14 protein-coding genes are annotated in these 18,491 nt (G+C 70.6%); 7 read left to right on the plus strand and 7 right to left on the minus strand.

The window, feature by feature from the left end; genetic code table 11:
- Positions 1–47: 47 nt before the first annotated feature.
- Together ACFVYE_RS17195 and ACFVYE_RS17200 are read right to left on the minus strand one after the other, a co-directional pair.
- Entirely contained in the window at positions 48–905 is an 858-nt protein-coding gene (locus ACFVYE_RS17195; protein ID WP_389606127.1) for an arylamine N-acetyltransferase, read from the minus strand.
- The gene (locus tag ACFVYE_RS17200; RefSeq protein ID WP_383962863.1) at positions 902–1,813 is read right to left on the minus strand and encodes an NAD(P)-dependent oxidoreductase; all 912 of its coding nucleotides are present in this window, start codon (positions 1,811–1,813) and stop codon (positions 902–904) included. Before ACFVYE_RS17200 ends, ACFVYE_RS17195 begins: the two co-directional genes overlap by 4 nt.
- A 95-nt stretch (positions 1,814–1,908) precedes the next feature.
- On the opposite strand from ACFVYE_RS17200, the gene ACFVYE_RS17205 reads away from it, so the two are divergent.
- Positions 1,909–2,256, plus strand: coding sequence for a winged helix-turn-helix transcriptional regulator (locus ACFVYE_RS17205; RefSeq protein ID WP_383962866.1), 348 nt, complete (start codon positions 1,909–1,911; stop codon positions 2,254–2,256).
- 131 nt (positions 2,257–2,387) lie between these two features.
- Here ACFVYE_RS17205 and ACFVYE_RS17210 read toward each other — a convergent pair whose 3' ends face one another.
- Together ACFVYE_RS17210 and ACFVYE_RS17215 are read right to left on the minus strand one after the other, a co-directional pair.
- Positions 2,388–3,134, minus strand: a complete 747-nt coding sequence (locus ACFVYE_RS17210; RefSeq protein ID WP_389606130.1) for a two-component system response regulator — start codon at positions 3,132–3,134, stop codon at positions 2,388–2,390.
- The gene (locus ACFVYE_RS17215; RefSeq protein WP_383962871.1) at positions 3,131–7,429 is read right to left on the minus strand and encodes a HAMP domain-containing protein; all 4,299 of its coding nucleotides are present in this window, start codon (positions 7,427–7,429) and stop codon (positions 3,131–3,133) included. The genes ACFVYE_RS17210 and ACFVYE_RS17215 overlap by 4 nt, the downstream gene beginning before the upstream one ends.
- 120 nt (positions 7,430–7,549) lie before the next feature.
- On the opposite strand from ACFVYE_RS17215, the gene ACFVYE_RS17220 reads away from it, so the two are divergent.
- The 4 genes from ACFVYE_RS17220 to ACFVYE_RS17235 all read left to right on the plus strand — a co-directional run bounded on the left by ACFVYE_RS17220 (position 7,550) and on the right by ACFVYE_RS17235 (position 12,364).
- On the plus strand, positions 7,550–9,475 hold the full coding sequence (locus ACFVYE_RS17220; protein WP_389606132.1) for a SpoIIE family protein phosphatase: 1,926 nt from the start codon (positions 7,550–7,552) through the stop codon (positions 9,473–9,475).
- A 60-nt stretch (positions 9,476–9,535) separates the two neighbouring features.
- A complete protein-coding gene (locus ACFVYE_RS17225; protein ID WP_383962874.1) occupies positions 9,536–10,432 on the plus strand; it encodes a DUF3626 domain-containing protein in 897 nt (298 codons plus the stop codon).
- 30 nt (positions 10,433–10,462) lie between these two features.
- Positions 10,463–11,329 (plus strand): GyrI-like domain-containing protein, encoded by an 867-nt coding sequence (locus ACFVYE_RS17230; protein WP_383962877.1) that lies wholly within the window; start codon positions 10,463–10,465, stop codon positions 11,327–11,329.
- A gap of 174 nt (positions 11,330–11,503) precedes the next feature.
- Entirely contained in the window at positions 11,504–12,364 is an 861-nt protein-coding gene (locus tag ACFVYE_RS17235; protein WP_389606135.1) for a serine protease, read from the plus strand.
- A gap of 63 nt (positions 12,365–12,427) precedes the next feature.
- Here the strand turns inward: ACFVYE_RS17235 and ACFVYE_RS17240 are convergent, their stop codons facing one another.
- Positions 12,428–13,249, minus strand: a complete 822-nt coding sequence (locus ACFVYE_RS17240; RefSeq protein ID WP_389606137.1) for a TetR/AcrR family transcriptional regulator — start codon at positions 13,247–13,249, stop codon at positions 12,428–12,430.
- 84 nt (positions 13,250–13,333) lie between these two features.
- Between ACFVYE_RS17240 and ACFVYE_RS17245 the strand changes: the two genes are divergently transcribed.
- The gene (locus ACFVYE_RS17245; RefSeq protein ID WP_389606139.1) at positions 13,334–14,185 is read left to right on the plus strand and encodes a siderophore-interacting protein; all 852 of its coding nucleotides are present in this window, start codon (positions 13,334–13,336) and stop codon (positions 14,183–14,185) included.
- Here ACFVYE_RS17245 and ACFVYE_RS17250 read toward each other — a convergent pair.
- Together ACFVYE_RS17250 and ACFVYE_RS17255 are read right to left on the minus strand one after the other, a co-directional pair.
- Complete coding sequence (locus tag ACFVYE_RS17250) at positions 14,180–15,808, minus strand: amidohydrolase family protein (protein WP_389606141.1); 1,629 nt, start codon at positions 15,806–15,808, stop codon at positions 14,180–14,182. The two genes, ACFVYE_RS17245 and ACFVYE_RS17250, sit on opposite strands and share 6 nt — an antisense overlap.
- A 99-nt stretch (positions 15,809–15,907) precedes the next feature.
- On the minus strand, positions 15,908–17,197 hold the full coding sequence (locus tag ACFVYE_RS17255; protein WP_389606143.1) for an amino acid deaminase: 1,290 nt from the start codon (positions 17,195–17,197) through the stop codon (positions 15,908–15,910).
- Between the two features lie 184 nt (positions 17,198–17,381).
- On the opposite strand from ACFVYE_RS17255, the gene ACFVYE_RS17260 reads away from it, so the two are divergent.
- Positions 17,382–18,434, plus strand: a complete 1,053-nt coding sequence (locus ACFVYE_RS17260) for a sugar kinase (RefSeq protein ID WP_389606145.1) — start codon at positions 17,382–17,384, stop codon at positions 18,432–18,434.
- Positions 18,435–18,491: the final 57 nt, after the last annotated feature.

Below are 18,491 nucleotides of genomic sequence, written 5' to 3' on the forward strand. Positions count from 1 at the left end.
TCGGGGCGTGAGGGGCGCTGGGGGGCGCGAGTGGCGCTTGCCTCCCGTCACTCCGGCAGCCGGGTGCCCCGGGGGAGGTGGATGCCGAAGTCGGCTGCCAGTACCCGGAGCACCTCGGCGCCGTCCGTCAGCTCCCGTTCCTCGCGGGTGCCGTCGTTCGCCGTGACCGCGAGTGTGCGGCCGGTGAGGGACAGGTGGGCGTCCGGGGTGGTGCGCTGGACGTACACCTGGTGCTGGAACGGGGAGCGCGGGTTGGTCGCGATGTGCCAGTTGATGACCTCGTAGTCCGGCGCCTCGAACGGTTCCAGCGTGAAGGCGTACTGGGCCTCCCACGTCCCGTCGGCGGTCTGCGCCCGGAGCTCCCACTGCTCCAGCGGCCCGTCGTGCGGGGTGTGCACGAGCCGGTGGCGGCGCGGGGCGTCGTGCAGCTCCGCGTCCGCGACCAGGGGGATCGGCTCCAGCAGCGAGCCGGTGGCGCCGAAGCCGACATCGGCCAGATACGGGGTCGGCTCGCCCGGCACCTCGGCCCGCATCAGCATGTGGGTGCGCGGACGTACGTCCCCGGGCCCGGCCCCCAGCACGACCCGTGCGCAGAGCAGCGTGATCCTGAACCCGAGCGCGGCAAGCGCGGCGGCGAGCAGGGTGTTCTGCTCGTAGCAGTACCCGCCGCGCCCACCCCGTACGAGCTTCGCCTCCAGGTCCGCGAGCGCGAGCGAGGGCGCGTGGCCCAGAACGGGGTCCAGGTTCTCGAACGGGATGCCCAGTGCGTGGGCACGGTGCACGGAGCGCAGTACCTCCGCGGTGGGCCGGCGCTCCCCGGTCCAGCCGATGCGGGCGAGATAGGCGTCGAGGTCGAGGCCGGGGGCGGTGCGGTGGCCGTGGGCGGCTTCGGGGTCGGATGTCATGCGCCGACGTTACGCAATCGGGTGGGTCGAAGTGCCAGCAGGTCGATCACACCCGTCGTGCTCTCGTTGCCGCGCCCGTCCGCGAGGAGACGTTCCATCAGGGCCAGGTACGGAGTGAGCAGTTCGGCGCTGACCCCCTGCTCCTCGGCCGTGCGCAGCAGGGTGGCGTTGCCCGCGACCTGCATGGCGAGGTTGGACACGACCCCGCGCGTGTAGTCCCCGTCGGCCAGTTGGGCGGCGGCCGCGTGCACGGAGGATGTCATGGCGACGAGCCAGTCGGCGAGCAGCGGGGCGAAGGCCGTCGGCTCGATGTTCTCCTTGCGGATCAGGGCGAACGCGTGCGAGACCCCGGCGAACATCCCGTTCATCGCACTCAGCAGCGCCACGTCGTGCAGGGCGGCGAAGCCGGCGTCCTCGCCGACGTAGGAGGTGCCGGCCGGTACGGCCAGGGTGTCGCGGTGGGTGTCGAAGAGGGCGCGGGAGCCGCTGTAGAAGACATGGGCGCCGGAGCCCGGGGCGCCGATCATCGGCGGGACCGCCATGATCCCGCCGTCCACGAAGCGGGCCCCGCGCTCGCGGGCCCGGACGGCGCGGGCGCGGGCCTGGGCGGGCGTGGAGGTGGTGAGATCGACCAGGTCCTTGCCGGTCAGGTCGACGCCGGTCAGGGCTTCGTCGACCGAGGCGTCGTCGAGCAGGCAGACCACGACCAGCCTGCTCGCCGCCACCGCCCCGGCAACGGTCCCGGCGACGGCGGCCCCTTCGGCGGCGAGCGGCTCGGCCCTGCCGGGGCTGCGGTTCCAGACGGTGAGCGGATGCCCGGCGGCGAGCCAGGTGCGGGCGAGCGCGGTACCCATGGCACCGAGCCCGAGAAGAGTGAGCGGCGACTTCTCAATGGCGTTGTCGGTCATGCCGATTAGGCTTGCCGCAGGCTCGGAAGTGATCAAGTACGCACTTCCAAGTGGGTGGTTACCGCCGGGTGAGCGAGCAGGTGGGAGGGCGGACCATGGGTACCGTACGGAGGCCGGGGGCGTACGTCTGCGGGATCGACGCGGCGATGGATGTGATCGGCGGCAAGTGGAAGGTGCTGATCCTCTGGGCGCTCAATGAACAGGTGTGCCGCTTCGGCGAGCTGCGCAGGATGGTCCCCGGGGTGACGGAGAAGGTGCTCACGTCACATCTGCGGGAGCTGGAGGAGGACGGCATCGTGCACCGCGAGGTGCATGCGGAGGTGCCGCCGCGCGTCGAGTATTCGCTGACCCCGCTGGGTGTCGGACTCAACGAGGCGCTGGGGCCGCTCGGTGCGTGGGGAAGGGAGAACATCCTTCGGGACGCGGCGTCGCCCCAGCCGTGATGAATCACTTGCCGCTGTCCTCGGCGAAGGTGGTGGCGGCCGGGGCGTCGGTATGGATCAGCGGTACGAGACGGATCGGGCGGTTCGCCGCGCGGCCGGGACCGGGACGCGGGGACGTTCCGGGCGCGTTCCTATGTCTCGCGGGCCGCCATCAGCCGTTCCACGGCCTGTTCCAGTTCGACGATGCGGTCGGCGAGGTCCGCCCGGCCAGGACTGTCGGCATCTCGTAGCAGGAGTTCCGCCTGGGCGAGTTGGCCGGCGACCTCGGCGAGCCGGTCGGGCTCTTTTGGGGGCGCCGGGGGTTCCACGGAGCCCGTAGGATCTGTGCGGTCCGTGTGGTCCGTGTGGTCCGTACCGGACGACGTCTCGGCGGATGCGTGAGCGGGGTCGGGGGCGGCCGACGGGATCCCGGGGTGGCCGCCGTCGGCCGTCAGGAGGCGTTTCAACTGGTCGGCCTGGGACACAAGTTGGCGGTTCTTGCGGTGCAGGTCGAGGAAGACGTTGACCTTGGTCCGCAGCAGCCAGGGGTCGAACGGCTTGATCAGGAAATCGGCGGCGCCGACCGTATAGCCGCGGTAGGCGTAGTTCGGGTCGACCGCGGCACCGGTCAGCAGGATGATCGGGACATCCTTCGTCTGGTCGAGGCCCTTGATGTTGGCGGCGGTCTCGAAGCCGTTCATGCCCGGCATCATCACGTCGATGAGAACGACCGCGAACTCCTGACGCAGCATCGCCTTGAGAGCTTCCTCGCCCGACTGTGCGCGGACCACTTGGGCGAGCGAGCCGAGTACGGCTTCGAGGGCGACCAGATTCTCCTCCATGTCGTCGACGATGAGGATGCTGGAGGTCTCCGAGGCTGTTTCCCGTGTCGCCGTCATGATGGCCGCCCTGTCGCGTCGTCGTCCCCGTCGGTGAGGGTGCCGTCGTGGCCCTGGTCCGGGAGGGTGTCGCTCCGGTCCCGGTCCGTGGAGCGGGTGTTGTCGGAGGGATCGGGTCGCGGCTCCGGCGAAGTGGACTGCGGGTCGAGGAGCCGGCAGATCACGGACAGCAGGCGGTCGACGTCCACCGGCTTGGGGACGTAGTCGGTCGCGCCGCTCTCGATGGCTTTCTCACGGTCACCGGGCATGGCCTTTGCGGTGAGCGCGATGACCGGCAGGTCCGCGAAACGAGGTGTGCGGCGGATCGCTGCGATCATCTCGTATCCATCCATTTCGGGCATCATGATGTCCATCAGCACCAGTGATACGTCAGGTGTCCGATCGAGGACCTCAAGGCCCTCGCGGCCGTTCTCCGCGTATTTGACGCTGATGCCGACGCGGCCCAGCACATGCGTCAGTGCGAAGACGTTCCGGATGTCGTCGTCGACGATGAGGATGCGACGGTTGGCCAGCACGCCGGCGGCGCGGCCGCTCAGCCAGTCCTTGAGCCGGGTCGTCTCCGGCCAGCTGACGCCGTCGTCGCCGCCTTCGGGCCGGGTTCCGGTGCGGGGCGCGGACTCCTGGGTGCTGAGCGCATCGGCCTGCGCGGCTCCGGGCTGGGCCGCGGGCCGGCCGGCCAGGCGGGTGGGTCCGGCGATGGCTCGGGTGGCGCCGCCGACGGGACGCGGCTCGACTGCGGGGACGGCGTCGGAGGGCGGACTTGTGTAGTGCGCGGGGACGAAGAGGGTGAAGGTGGAGCCGACACCCGGCTCGCTCTCGGCGATGATCCGGCCGCCGAGCAGGCCCGCCATGTCCCGGCTGATGGAGAGGCCGAGCCCGGTGCCGCCGTATTTGCGGTTGGTGGTGCCGTCGGACTGCTGGAACGCCTCGAAGATCCCGTCGAGCTTCTCCGGCGGGATACCGATTCCGGTGTCCCTGACGCTCAGAGCGATGACGGCATCGGCGTTGCGCAGCGTCTCGTCCTCGAAGTCCGACGGCGTCGCGCGTTCGACGAGCAGTTGCACTCCGCCGGACGAGGTGAACTTCATCGCGTTGGAGAGGAGGTTGCGGAGGATCTGCTGGAGACGCTGCTCGTCGGAGAAGAGTTCGAGGGGAACGTTCTCGCCGACCTTGATGTCGAACGACAGGCCGCGGTCCAGGGAGAGCGGCTGGAACGTCGCCCGTACGTAGTCGAGCAGCTTGATCAGCGGCAGCGTCTTGGGATGCACATCCATCCGGCCTGCCTCGATCTTCGACAGATCGAGGATGTCGTTGATCAGTTGCAGCAGGTCGGAGCCCGCCCGGTGGATGGTGACGGCGAACTCCACCTCCTGGGGGGAGAGGTGGTCGTCGGGGTTGTCGGCGAGCAGCCGGGACAGCACGAGGAGCGAGTTGAGCGGGGTGCGCAATTCGTGCGACATGTTTGCCAGGAATTCCGACTTGTACTGGGAGGACGTGGCCAGCAGCGCCGCCTTCTCCTCCAGCTCGGCGTTGGTGAGCTGCAACTCGTCGGAGCGCTTGCGCAGTTCGGCGGTGAGGCGCTGGGATTCCGAGAGGAGCGACTCGGTGCGGGAGTTGGCGATGATGGTGTTGATGGAGACACCGATGGTGTTCACGAACTGGTCGACAAATGCGAGGTGGACCTCGCTGAAGCGGCTGAACGAGGCCAGTTCGATGACTCCGAGCACCCGGTCCTCGAAGAGGATCGGCAGGATGACGACGCTGGCCGGGGGCGCGGCGCCGAGGCCGGAACTGATGGTGATGTATTCCGTGGGAACCGCCTCGATGAGGATCCGCCGCTTCTCCGTGGCGGCCTGGGTGATCAGACCCCAGCCGGGGGCGTCGAGGCTCATCCGGGTACGACGGCGGCGTCCTTCGGGCTGTCCGGTGCCGTAGCCGGCCAGGAGCTCAAGGTCCTCGCCGGGTGCCGCCCCCGCCTCGGCCAGGAAGAACGCGCCGTACTGGGCGTTCACCAGAGGGGTCAGCTCGCGCAGGATCAGGTCGGCGACCTCGACCAGGTCGCGGTGGCCCTGCATGAGTCCGGCGATACGGGTCAGGTTGGACTCCAGCCAGTCCTTGGCGCGGGTGGTCTCACGGAGGTTCGCCACCATGAGATTGATGTTGTTCTTCAGGGCGGCGACCTCGCCCTGGGCCTCCACCGAGATGGAGCCGGACATGTCGCCCTGCGTGACGGCGCTGGCGACCTCGGCGATCGCGCGCACCTGGGTGGTCAGGTTCAGCGCCAGCTCATTGACGCTGGTGGTCAGGCCCTTCCATGTCCCGTAGACGCCCTCCACCCGGGCCTGGCCGCCCAGCTGCCCCTCGCTGCCCACCTCGCGGGCCACTCGTGTCACCTCGGAGGCGAACGCGGAGAGCGTGTCGACCATCGTGTTGATCGTGGACTTGAGTTCCAGGATCTCGCCGCGCGCGTCGACGTCGATCTTCTTCGACAGGTCGCCCTCCGCGACCGCGGTGGCGACCTGGGCGATGTTGCGGACCTGGGAGGTGAGGTTGTCGGCCATGAAGTTGACGTTGTCGGTGAGGTTCTTCCAGACCCCCGAGACGCCGTGGACCTGGGCCTGGCCGCCGAGTCGCCCCTCGGTGCCGACCTCGCGGGCCACCCTGGTCACCTCGTCCGCGAACGCTCGCAGCTGCTGGACCATCGTGTTGACGGTGTCCTTCAGCTCCAGGATCTCGCCGCGCGCGTCGACGTCGATCTTCTTCGACAGGTCGCCGTTGGCGACGGCGGTGGTCACCTGGGCGATGTTGCGGACCTGAGAGGTCAGATTGAGCGCCATGCGGTTGACGTTGTCCGTGAGGTCCTTCCAGACCCCGGAAGCGCCCCTGACCTGCGCCTGACCGCCCAGGTTGCCCTCGGTGCCGACCTCGCGGGCGACCCTGGTCACCTCGTCGGCGAAGGCGGAGAGCTGGTCGACCATGGTGTTGATCGTCGACTTCAGCTCCAGGATCTCCCCCTTGGCCTCCACGGTGATCGTCTTGCCGAGGTCGCCCTCCGCGACCGCGGTGGCGACCTGGGCGATGTTGCGGACCTGGGAGGTGAGGTTGTCGGCCATGAAGTTCACGTTGTCGGTGAGGTCCTTCCAGACCCCGGATACGCCCCTGACGTGGGCGCGGCCGCCGAGCTGGCCCTCGGTGCCGACCTCGCGGGCGACGCGGGTGACCTCGTCGGCGAAGGCGGAGAGCTGGTCGACCATGGTGTTGATCGTCGACTTCAGCTGCAGGATCTCGCCCCGCGCGTCCACGGTGATCTTCTGACTGAGGTCGCCGTTGGCGACGGCGGTGGTCACCTGGGCGATGTTGCGGACCTGGGACGTCAGGTTGGACGCCATGAAGTTCACGTTGTCGGTGAGGTCCTTCCAGACCCCGGATACGCCCCTGACCTGGGCGCGGCCGCCGAGCTGGCCCTCGGTGCCGACCTCGCGGGCGACCCTGGTCACCTCGTCGGCGAACGCCCGCAGCTGGTCGACCATGGTGTTGACCGTGAGCTTCAGCTCCAGCAGCTCGCCGGTGGCTTCGACCGTCACCTGCTGCGTCAGGTCGCCGCGCGCCACCGCCGTCGTCACGACCGCGATGTCCCGCACCTGCGCCGTGAGCCGGGACGCCATCGTATTGACCGCTTCGGTCACATGGAGCCAGTCGCCCGACAGTCCCTGCGCCTTCGCCCGGCCGCCGAGACGGCCCTCGGTGCCGACCTCGCGGGCGACCCGGGTCACCTCACCGGTGAAGAGGGAGAGCTGGTCCACCATGCGGTTCACACCGATGCCCAGGCGCCGCAGGTCGCCGCGGAGCTGGCGGCTCCCGTCGTGCAGATCGACGTGCTGGGTCAGATCGCCGTCCGCGACGGCGTCGAGCACCCGGGTGGCCTTGGCGACCGGCACCACCAGCGCTTCGAGCACCGTATTGGCGGCCTCGATGTTCGTCGTCCAGGTCCCCGAGCCGGGACTCGCCGAGATCCGCTCGTCCAGCCGTCCCTGTCGGATGATCTCGTGGCGTACCCGCTGGAGCTCCGAGGCGAGATGCGCGTTCCGCGCAACGATCTGCTGGAACACCCCGGCCATTTCGGCCGGCACCCCGTCCGGCAGGGTCGCACCGCCCCGTTGCTCCGAGTCCTCCACTCGCGCCGTGAAATCACCGTCGCACAGGGCCTTCATCGCGACCAGCAACGGGCGCAGATCACTCGTACGAACCCACTGTCCGTCTGACTGTGTGCCGGGCCGGGCCGGGGCCAGTGCCATGGAAACACCCTCCGCCCAAGATCCATTGGTGCTCACCAGAGGTTCATTAGGTCACGCATGTCATAGTATAAAGCGCACGAAAAGACTCTTTCTCGTGCGTATTTGGTGCATACGGGAGGAATGGTGATCCCGTTGTCCGTACACGCGAGCCAGTCCGTGTCCAGGAAGGGGCTGCCGGCGAACCAGATGGCGGCCGCCCGGGCGCGGGAATTCGTATGTGCGGCGCTCCAGGGGTGGACGGCAGATCTCGTGGACGGGCGCGGGAGCGGGACGTCGGCCACCGATGCGGCTCCCGATGCGGGCGCGGCCACTGCTCCGGTGCCGGTCCCCGAGGAGATCGAGGGGCTCGTCGACGACGCCGTCCTGCTCGTCAGTGAACTGGTCACCAATGCCGTCATGTACGCCGGCACCGATATCGACGTGGTCTGCCGCCTGGAGCGGAACCCGGTCACCCGGGTGGGCGTCGTCGTGGAGGTCGCGGACCGTCACCCCTCCAGAGGGGTACGGGGCGGAGTGGACACCCGGCACGGCGAGCCCGGCTACGGCCTCCAGCTGGTGAACGCGCTCTCGGAGTCCTGGGGCGTGACCTACCGGCGGGCGGAGAAGCGGGTCTGGTTCCGGCTGGAGGCCGCGGAGAGAGAGACACCTGCGACGGATCCGGCCTCCTCCGGGCCCGGTACCACCGAGCCCGGCGGCGACACACGGTCCCGTGACGCAGGGCCCCCCGAACATCCGGCGCATGGCCACGGGTACGCCGCCGAGTGGTCCGACCGCGGCGGCCCGTCGTTCCTCGCCGAGACCAGCGAACTCCTGGCCGGCCAGCTCGACGAGGCCATGGTCACCGCGCTCGCGGCCCAGATGCTCGTACCCCGGCTCGCGGACTGGTGCGGCATCTGGCTCAGCACGCCGGGGATGGGCCTGCAGCTGTCCCGGGTCTGGCATGCCGACGAGCAGCGCATGACTCCGCTGCGCGAGGAACTGGAACGGATTCCGCCGCCCACCGCGCTTCGCGCCGGGGGTACGCCCTGGCCGTGGCCGGAGAGTGCCGGCGCCGACCGTGCGGGCGGGTCGGCGTTCGCCTTCCCGCTTGTCGCCCGCAACGCCGACCAGGGCGTACTGCTGCTCGGCCGGGCCGGGCAGGCGCAGATGACCGACAACGTGGTGCGGATGGTGCAGGACGTGGCCCGCCGGGTCGGGCAGGCCGTGTTCACCGCCCGCCAGTACACCCGGCAGCGCAGGATCAGCGCCGCGCTCCAGCGCAGGCAGCTGCCTGCGACGCTGGCCAGGATCGCCGGCGTCGACACGGCGATCGTCTACGAGCCGCACGGCGAGGGACAGACCGTGGGCGGCGACTTCTACGACATCTTCCCGATGGGCGAGGACCGCTGGTGCTTCCTGCTCGGGGACGTACAGGGAAAGGACCCGGAGGCGATGTCCGTCACCGGCCTCGCCCGGCATCTGGTGAGGCTGCTGGCGCGCGAGGGCCATGGCGTCGAGTCGGTGCTCGGCCGGCTGAACGTCGCCATGGCGGAAGAGAGCGCCGAGGCATTCGCGCTCGGCGCCGAGCAGACGGGCTCCCGCTTCCTGAGCCTGCTGTACGGGGAGCTGGCGGTCGCCCCGGGCGTGGCCGGGGCCCGCTGCACGGTCGCCAGCGCAGGTCATCCCCCGCCGTTGCATCTGTTCGCCGACGGCAGGGTGGAACCGGCCTCCGAACCCCAGATGCTGCTCGGCATCGACGAGGGCGCCGAATTCCGGGCCGGCACCTTCCACCTCGCGCCCGGCGAGACACTGTTGTGTGTGACCGACGGCGTTACCGAACGCCGCTGTGGCAACTGGCAGTTGGACGACAACGACGGCCTGGCCGATGTGCTCCGGCAGGGTATGGGGCTGGGCGCGAAGGCACTTGCGGAGCACGTACGGCGCGCGGCGCACGACTTCGGGGTGGGGCCGGTCGAGGACGACCTCTCGGTACTGGTGCTGCAAGCGGTGGTGGAGGACTCCTGTGAGCGGCTGACCCGAACGCCGACCCGGGCGGACAAGGCCTGATACCGGCGGCCGGACGCAATCCGGGTGCGGCGGCGAACCGCGCTCCGGCACACTGCGCTGGTGAACGCAGCCTCATACCCGTCGCCGCAGGTGCGGGCCCTGAGCCATGTCGAGTCCCGGTCCGCGGGCAGGCCGCTCGACCCCACCCTGCCCCTGACGCTGAACTTCCATCCCGACCGGATGGCGGGCGGCCGGCCGATCCTGGTCCGGCTGGCCGAGGACGGTGTCTACCGTTCGCAGTTCGTCACCGGTACCAGCAACGGCGGCCTGACCGCGTATCCGGGCGGTGACCGGTGGCGCTGGGAGAGCCGGATCTTCGGCGGTGCCTACGACGACGCGCCCGCCGAACAGCGTCCGGTGTACGGCGCGTTGAACTTCCGTCGCAGAGCCGTCGGCGCGGCACCGAGGTTCGGGTCCTCGTACTTCCGGCTGGCCGCGGACACTCTCCCGCGTGCCACGTTCTGCTACCCGGACAGCGCTGCCGAGCCGACGGACTTCGGCGTCGCGTCCGGTACGCACCTCATCGAGCTGGCCGAGGCCGACGACCGGGACGCGCTCGATGACTACATCGAGGCGCAGATCCATGGCCCGGTCGTCCTCGACCGCCATGTCGACGCCCTGGTGCTGGACCCCGGCTACCGGTCCACACCCGTCGAGGAGGCGGCCCGCCGGCTCCCCTGCCGTACGGAGTGGCACGCCGGATTCCGGCTGACCGTCGAGCAGTTGCGGCGCCACCCCGACTACCGGGGGGCGGAGTCCGTCGATCTCGGCGCCGAGATCGCACAGGACGGAATGCTCGACCCCCGCATCATCGGAGATGCCGCCCGCACCGGTCGGTACGAGCTGCAGTCGCTCAAGATGGTCTGGCACTGCCTCGCCCGCTTCGGCGCACCGCCGCATCCGACCCGGCCGATCCGGGCACGGAATGTCGGGTCCGCCGGGGTGCGTGCTTCCTGACGTGAGTGCTCGTAGGGGAAGGAGTCCGGGGTGCTGGAGCGGCTGAACCAGGCCATGGAGCACATCGAGTGCCGCCTCGATCAGCGGATCGATGCGGCCGAGCCGGCGCGGATCGCGCTGACGTCGGAGTACCACTTCCGGCGGATGTTCTCGGCGTTGGCCGGGATGCCCCTGTCGGAATACATCCGGCGCCGGCGGCTGACGCTCGCGGGTGCCGAGGTGCTGGCAGGGGAGCGGACGCTGCTGGAGATCGCGGTGCGCTACGGCTACACCTCGGGGGAGGCGTTCGCGCGGGCGTTCCGGGCCATGCATGGCGTCGGCCCCGGTGAGGCCAGACGGACCGGTGCGGCTCTGCGGTCCCAGCCCCGGATGTCCTTCCATCTCGTGGTCGAAGGGAGCAGCAGCATGCGGTACCGGATCGTGGAGAAGGAGGAGTTCCGTGTGGTCGGGAAGAAGGCGCGGGTTCCCCTCGTGCACGAGGGGGTGAACCCGGCCATCGCCGAGTTCATCCGGGGCATCGGACAGGAGACGGTGCGGCGCATCGCGGAACTGTCCGACCAGGAGCCGGAGGGAATCGTCTCGGTGAGCGACGACCTCGCCGACAGCCGGGCGGAGGGGACCGAACTCGACTACTACCACGCCGTGGTGACCGGTGGGGCCGTGCCCGAGGACCTGGACGCACTGGTGGTCCCGGCGGGCGCCTGGGCCGTCTTCGAGAACTCCGGGCCCTTCCCGCAGGCACTTCAGCACCTGTGGCGGGATGTGTTCACCCAGTGGTTCCCGTCCAACCCGTACCGGAGCAGACCCGGTCCCGAGATCCTGCGCACCCGGGTGTCGCAGGACGCCGGACAGGCCGAGGCGGAGCTCTGGATCCCGGTGGAGCGGACCACGGCCTGAGACCGGGGCCTCGGTCCGGACGGCCTGAGACCGGACGGCCCGAGACCCGATGGCTTGAAACCGCCCCTTGTGGGGGCCCCTGCCGTGCGCCAACATGCGCATGTCAAAACCGAAGGAACTTCGGTCGCAGGGGCCTTTTGAACCCTGCACAGGTCACTAGAGGGGACCCCCCACATGAAGAAGCCTCTCGTCGGCGCGCTCTTCACCGTTCTGCTGCTCGGGGCGGGAATCGCACCCGCGACCGCGGCCGCCGGCCACGATGCGGCAGCGACCGGCACCGTCAAGACGAAGCTCAGGCCCAAAGCGGTCAACTTCGCCGGGACCGTCGCGCTCAGCAACTGTTCCGGCTCCGTCGTCCGTACGCCCGACTCCCAGCCCACCGACCCCGCGCTCGTGCTCTCCAACGGGCACTGCATGGAGTCGGGATTCCCGGGGCCGGGCGAGGTCGTGTTCGACCAGCCGTCCACCCGGAGCTTCACCCTGCTGAACGCCTCGGGCAGCGGGGTCGGCACCCTGCGGGCGAGCAAGATCGCGTACGGGACGATGACCGACACCGACATATCGGTGTACGAACTCACCCGCACCTATGCCCAGATCGAGAGCAGCTACGGCATCAAGGCGCTGGAACTCAACACCGCGCACCCGGTCCAGGGCACCGCGATCACGGTGGTCTCCGGCTACTGGAAGCGCACGTACGCCTGCAATGTCGACGGTTTCGTCTACCGCCTAAAGGAGGGCGAGTGGACCTGGAAGGACTCGGTCCGCTACACCTCCGCCTGCCAGACCATCGGCGGTACATCCGGCTCCCCGGTGATCGACAACGCGACCGGCAAGGTCGTCGCCGTCAACAACACGGGCAACGAGGACGGGCAGCAGTGCACGGACAACAACCCGTGCGAGGTCGACGAGAGCGGCAATGTGACGGTGCGCCAGGGCATCAACTACGCCCAGGAGACCTACGGCATCGTGCCGTGCATCGGTACCGGCAACAAGTTCGACCTCGACCGGCCGGGGTGTGCCCTGCCCAAGCCGTGAGTTCGTGAGCCACGCCGCCGCGATGCCGACCGGGCACCGTGGCGGCGACGCGCGCTCGTGGGCTCACGGCGTGCCCGTACGCCGGATCGCCGCCTCGATCCCGTCGAGCAGCACATCGAGTCCGACGGTGAACGTCTCCCGCGCCTCGCGTTCCAGGTACGGCATCGCCTCCTCGCCGGGGGCGGAGGGCGGCTGCTGAGGGGTGCTCTCGCTCTCCATCGCACTCAGGCCCGGATAACGGTCCGCGAAGTCGGGCGCCACCTCGCCCAGCAGTGCCGAGCGGGCGAACCACCACTCCTCGTCCGACTCGCCCGTCACCGCCGCGGCCTGCCGCGCCTCGGCGACCGTCCCGGCGCAGCCGCGGACGAAGTGGGACAGCGTGCCGACCAGCCGCCGCAGGAGCGGGGCGTCGAGCCCGGTTCCGTTCAGCAGGCGTACAAGCGTGTCCAGGCCGGCGTACTCGTGCGGGCCGAGGACCGGGCGGGCCTGGGAGACCTGGAGCACCCAGGGGTGGCGGAGGAGGAACGCGAGCGTGTCCCGCGCCCAATCGGTCAGTCCCGCACGCCAGTTGTCGATGCCGGTGTACTGGGTGGGCAGTTCGGCGTGGACGGCGTCGTACATCAGGTCCAGCAGCTCGCTCTTGCTGGGGACGTAGGTGTAGAGCGCCATCGCCGTACGGCCCAGCCGCTCGCCCACCGCGCGCATCGAGAGCGCGGCCATGCCGTCCTCGTCGGCGACGGCGATCGCGGCGGTCACGATCGCGTCCACGCTCAGCCCCGGCCTGGGGCCCGGCCCGGGGCCGCGGCGCGGCTGCGCCGGCTGCTCGGCGCGCCACAGCAGGGACATCGAACGGCGGGCATCGCCCTGTCCGGCAAAGACCACCACTTGCGACTCCTTATGCCATAAAGTAACTTCGCCGAGGTAATTCTTTACGGCATAAACTATCAGTCGCAGAGAGTGGGTGCCGCGATGGGGCAGGCATTGCCCGTGTCGTACGTACGGGTCGTGGGCGTGGAGCGGATCACCCCGCGGACAGCACGCATCACCTTCGCCGGGGACGCGTCGGCGGAGCTCATGGAGGACCGGCCCGACCAGCAGATGAAGCTCTGCTTCCCGAGAGAGGGGCAGGACGTGCCCCGGCTGCCGGAGCCGGACGCCGACGACACGTACGGCATGCGGTGGTACGAGGCCTACCTCGCGATCCCCGAGCCCGAACGTCCGCTGATGCGGAGCTTCACGGTTCGCGCGTACGACCGACGGCTCGGCCTGATGGCCGTCGACTTCGTGCTCCACGGCGACGAAGGACCCGCCGCCCGCTGGGGCCGGGACGCGCGCCCCGGGGACGTCCTCGGCATGGTCGGCCCGTCGTCGATGTACGCCCGGCCGCTGCCCGCCGCCGACTGGCTGCTGCTGGCCGGGGACGAGACGGCGCTCCCGGCGATCGGGACGCTCCTGGAATCCCTCCCGTCCGGGGCTCGGGCGGTGGTGTACGCCGAGGTGGCCGACGAGGCGGAGGAGCAGCTGCTCGACTCGCCCGGCGAGGTGACCGTCCACTGGGTGCACCGGGACCGGGGCGAGACATTGACGGACGCGGTGAGGGGCGCCGAACTGCCCGCAGGGTCCGGTGCGGCGTGGCTGGCCGGTGAGGCCGGGGCGGTGCGGACCCTGCGCCGCCACCTGGTCGAGGAGCGCGGACTGCCCAGGGCCGCCGTGGAGTTCAGCGGCTACTGGCGGGCGAGCCTCACCCAGGACGACGCCCCGACCGAGGAGGACCTGGCCTGGGCGAAGGAGCGTGCGGCCGAGGGCCCGGATGCCTCATAGGCCCTGGGCGCGTCCGGTTCCCCGTACGGCCCGGCCCGCCAGCACCTGGGTCCGGCGGCCGTCCTCGATGACGAAGCGGCCGTCGATCAGCACATGCGGGATGCCGGCCGGCAACGTACGCGGTTCCTCGAATGTGGAGCCCGCCGCCACCGTCGCCGGGTCGAAGAGGACCAGGTCCGCACGGTAGCCCTCGCGTACGTGTCCCCGGTCGGTCAGACGCAGCCGCTTCGCCGGGCGGGAGGTGAGGTGGGCGACGCACTCCTCCAGCGACAGGATGCCCAACTCCCGTACGTACCGGCCGAGATACTGCGGGAACGTGCCGTATGCGCGCGGGTGCGGCTTGTCGCCCTGGAGGATGCCGTCGCTGCCGCCGGTGTGCACACGGTGGCGCATGATCTGCTGGACGTTCTCCTCGTGGCCCACGTGCTGGAGGATCGTGGAGCCGAGCCGGTCCTCGATGAGCAGCCGGCGTGCGGTCACCCAGGGGGCCTCGCCGCGCAGACGGGCGGACTCGGCCACCGTACGGCCGACATGGCCGGCGAGGCCGGGCACGCTGACGCCCGAGATCTCGATCGTGTCCCACTCGATCGGCACACCGTGGCAGCCGTCCGAGCCCAGCACCTCCATGTGGTGCCGGATCCGCTCCGCCGCCCTGTCGTCCGCGAGGCGGGTGAGGATCGACTCGGGTCCGCCCTCGCTCGCCCAGCTCGGCAGCATCGCGACGAGGGTCGTGCAGCCCGGCGTGTACGGGTAGGTGTCGAGGGAGATGTCCGCGCCCGCGTCGAGGGCGTCGTCGAGCAGGGCGAGGAGTTCCGGTGCCTTGCCCTTGTTCACGCCGAAGTTCATGGTGGCGTGGGCGAGGTGGAGGGCGCAGCCCGCGTTCCTGGTGAGTTGCACCATCTCCTCGTACGCGCCGAGCGCGCCCGCCCCGTACGAGCGGTGGTGCGGGCAGTAGTAGCCGCCGTAACCGGCCACCACCCGGCACAGTTCGGTGAGTTCGGCGTCGTTCGCGTACATGCCGGGTGTGTAGGTGAGGCCGGAGGACATGCCGACCGCGCCGTCTGCCATGCCCTGGGCGACGAGCTCCTTCATCCGGGTCAGCTCGGCATCGGTGGCCGGGCGGTCCTCCCAGCCCATCGCGTACATCCGGACCGTGCCCTGCGGGATGAGGTAGGCGGCGTTGACCGCGATGCCCCGGCCGTCGAAGTTGCGGTCCAGGCGGTCCAGGTATTCGCCGACCGTGCGCCAGTCGAAGTCGAGGTCCGAACCGTCGCCGTTCCAGCCGGTGATCGTCTTCCGTACCTCGGCGAGCGTGCGGTCGTCGACCGGGGCGTACGACAGGCCGTCCTGGCCGAGGACTTCGAGTGTGACGCCCTGTGCGGCCTTGGCGCTGTGGTCGGGGTCGCGGAGCAGCGCGAGATCGCTGTGCGCGTGCATGTCGATGAAGCCGGGGGAGAGGGCGAGTCCGTCGGCGTCGAGGGTACGGCGGCCGGTGGGGCGCGGGCCGGGGGCGTGTTCGGGGTGGATCTCGATGATCCGGCCTTCGCCGATGGCCACGTCCGCGCGGTGGGCGGGGGCGCCGGTGCCGTCGATGACGTGTGCGTTACGGATGACCAGGTCCATGGGATGGGCCGCCTTTCGCCAGGATCAAGCCCCTCCGGCGATCGAGGAGCGCCGTGACCGGGGGCGGAGCCCCCGGTCACGGGGAGGGACGGGCAGGGATCAGAAGAACGTGCGGATGTAGTCCGTGACCGTGCCGTCCGCCTCCACCAGAGGAATCAGCTGCCACTTGTCGAAGCTCGTGCACGGGTGCGACAGACCCATCCCCACCCAGTCACCCACCTCCAGCTCCGCGCCCGGCTCCGTACGCACCCACGTGTGCTGGTCCGACAGGCCGCTGACCGCGACACCCTCCGCGGGCCGGACCGAGCCGTCGCGGCCGGACCGTACGACCTGTGCCTGCGGGAGGTCGAGGTCGTACGCCGCATCCCGCTTGCCCGCGTTGAGGAACGCCTGCTCGGGGGAGGGCCGGGAGACAACCTGGGCCCAGAGCCGGAAGGCGGGCTGCAGGGCCCCCTCCTCCGGGACACGGTTGAACGGGGTGATGTGGCGGTAATGGCCGTCGTCGTGCGAGACGTACGCCCCCGAGCGCAGCAGCTTGAGCACCGGACCGGAGAGTTCCGGGATCTGGGCGAACACATCCGCCACCGCGTCGAACCACGCACTGCCGCCCGCGCTGATCACGATCCCCTCGTCGGCCGCCGACGCCGCGAACCGGCCCGCGCGGTCGAAGCCGACGGCCAGCGCGACGAGCCGGCGCAGCCACTCCCGTACCCGCTCGCCGGACGCGTCCGGCACCTCGCCCTCGTAACCGGCCACGCCCACCAGACGCAGCGTCGAGGTCTCGGCCACGGCATCGGCGACCGCCGCGCACTCGGCCTCGGTACGGGCACCCGTACGCGCGCCCTCGCCCGCGCCCAGCTCCACGACGACGTCCACGGGACGGGAGGCGCCCGCCGCCCGCAGCGCCTCGTCCATCAGCTCCACGCCGCGCACCGAGTCGACGTAACAGATGAAGCGGAAGTCCGGATCGGAGTCCAGCTCACCGGCGAGCCAGCGCAGGGCCACGGCATCGACGAGCTCGTTGGCGAGGAAGATCCGCCGGATCCCGTACGCCCGGTAGACCCGCGCCTGGTGCGGCACCGCCGCGCTGATGCCCCAGGCGCCGTGCTCCAGCTGGCGGGCGAAGAGCTGTGGGGACATGGAGGTCTTGCCGTGCGGGGCGAAGGCGAGCCCGTGGCGCTCCGCGTACGTCTCCAGAAGGGCGAGATTGTGCTCGACCGACTCGGCGGACAGAGCGAGCACCGGAGTGGTGAAACCGCCCGTGAAGAGATTGCGTCGCTCGGCGGCGAGGGCGCCGACGGTCAGGCCCTCCGCGTCGGGCGGGAGCGCCTTGAAGCGGTGGTCGACCAGCTCGTCGGCAAGTCCGGTCACAGGACGGTCGGCGGCCAAGGGGGCCTCCTCGATCGAAGTATTCGTTGCAGCATATGCAACGCCCATTGCGCATATCGCTTAACGCTGTCTAACATCCGAGCCGACGCCGGGTCAATGCCGAGAGCCGACAGCCGGCGCCGCCTCTCCCTGAACCGCTGCCCCGCCACATCACCGAACCAGCCGACCCCGCGAGGAGCCCCGAGTGTCCGGAACCCCGGCCAGGACCGCCGACGCCGCCACGGCCGCCGAAGTCGTGTGCCTCGGCGAGTCCATGGTGACGTTCCTGCCGTCGCAGCCCGGACGCCTCGCCGACGTACCCTCCTTCGGCCGCGGTATCGGCGGCGCCGAGTCCAATGTCGCCTGCGCGCTCGCCGCCGCCGGGCACCGGGCGGCCTGGATCAGCAGGGTCGGTGCGGACGGGTTCGGGGACCATCTCGTCGAGGCGGTCGCCGGCTACGGGGTCGACACCTCCGCCGTGCAGCGCGATCCGGCGCGGCCCACCGGGATCTACTTCCGTACGGCGACGGACCGGGCCACCGATGTGCACGAGGTCGCGTACTACCGGGCCGGGTCCGCCGCCTCCGCGATGTCCCCGGAAAACGTCCCGTACGAGGCGCTGTTCGCGGGCCGCGTCCTGCATCTGTCCGGCATCACGGCGGCGCTCTCCGCGGACTGCCTGGCCCTGCTCCACGCCCTGACCGCCCCGCGGCCCGGTCGCCCGCTGATCTCCTTCGACGTCAACCACCGGCCGGGCCTGTGGCGCGACGCCGACGCGGCCCCCGAGGTGCTCCTGGACCTGGCCCGCCGCTCCGACCTGGTCTTCGTCGGCGAGGACGAGGCGGAGGAGGCGTGGGGAGTGAAGGGCGCGGAGGCGATTCGCGCGGCATTGCCGGAGCCGGGGGTGCTGGTCGTGAAGCGCGGGCCCGACGGGGCGACGGTCTTCTCGGACGCGGGCGAGGCCGACGACGTCACCACCGTCCCCGCCCTCCGGGTCGACGTCGTCGCCCCCGTCGGCGCCGGTGACGCCTTCGCCGCCGGGTTCCTCTCCGCCACCCTCCGCGACCTCCCCGTACGCGACCGCGTCCGGCACGGCCACCTCATGGCCGCCGCCGTCCTCACCGTCCCCGGCGACCTCACCGACCCTCCCGCCCGCGCTCACGCCGACGCCCTTGCCGCACTGGACGCCGAGGCCTGGGGGAGACTTCGTCTCGGCCCCGGGTGGACGGGGGACGACCAGGAGGTACGTACGACGTGAGCGAGCGCAGCGAGCGAACGGACAAGAGGGGCGTCCCGGGCGAAGACCGGGCCGAGG

The sequence above is a fragment of the Streptomyces sp. NPDC058239 genome (assembly GCF_042882185.1).
In the GTDB taxonomy this organism is placed as follows: Bacteria; Actinomycetota; Actinomycetes; order Streptomycetales; family Streptomycetaceae; genus Streptomyces.

Bases quoted from the DNA above. Each gene is read 5' to 3' on its own strand.
- ACFVYE_RS17245 (WP_389606139.1), top strand. From the start codon at position 13,334: ATGGGGCAGGCATTGCCCGTGTCGTACGTACGGGTCGTGGGCGTGGAG.
- ACFVYE_RS17205 (WP_383962866.1), top strand. From the start codon at position 1,909: ATGGGTACCGTACGGAGGCCGGGGGCGTACGTCTGCGGGATCGACGCG.
- ACFVYE_RS17195 (WP_389606127.1), bottom strand. From the start codon at position 905: ATGACATCCGACCCCGAAGCCGCCCACGGCCACCGCACCGCCCCCGGC.
- ACFVYE_RS17250 (WP_389606141.1), bottom strand. From the start codon at position 15,808: ATGGACCTGGTCATCCGTAACGCACACGTCATCGACGGCACCGGCGCC.
- ACFVYE_RS17210 (WP_389606130.1), bottom strand. From the start codon at position 3,134: ATGACGGCGACACGGGAAACAGCCTCGGAGACCTCCAGCATCCTCATC.
- ACFVYE_RS17215 (WP_383962871.1), bottom strand. From the start codon at position 7,429: ATGGCACTGGCCCCGGCCCGGCCCGGCACACAGTCAGACGGACAGTGG.
- ACFVYE_RS17220 (WP_389606132.1), top strand. From the start codon at position 7,550: ATGGTGATCCCGTTGTCCGTACACGCGAGCCAGTCCGTGTCCAGGAAG.
- ACFVYE_RS17235 (WP_389606135.1), top strand. From the start codon at position 11,504: ATGAAGAAGCCTCTCGTCGGCGCGCTCTTCACCGTTCTGCTGCTCGGG.
- ACFVYE_RS17200 (WP_383962863.1), bottom strand. From the start codon at position 1,813: ATGACCGACAACGCCATTGAGAAGTCGCCGCTCACTCTTCTCGGGCTC.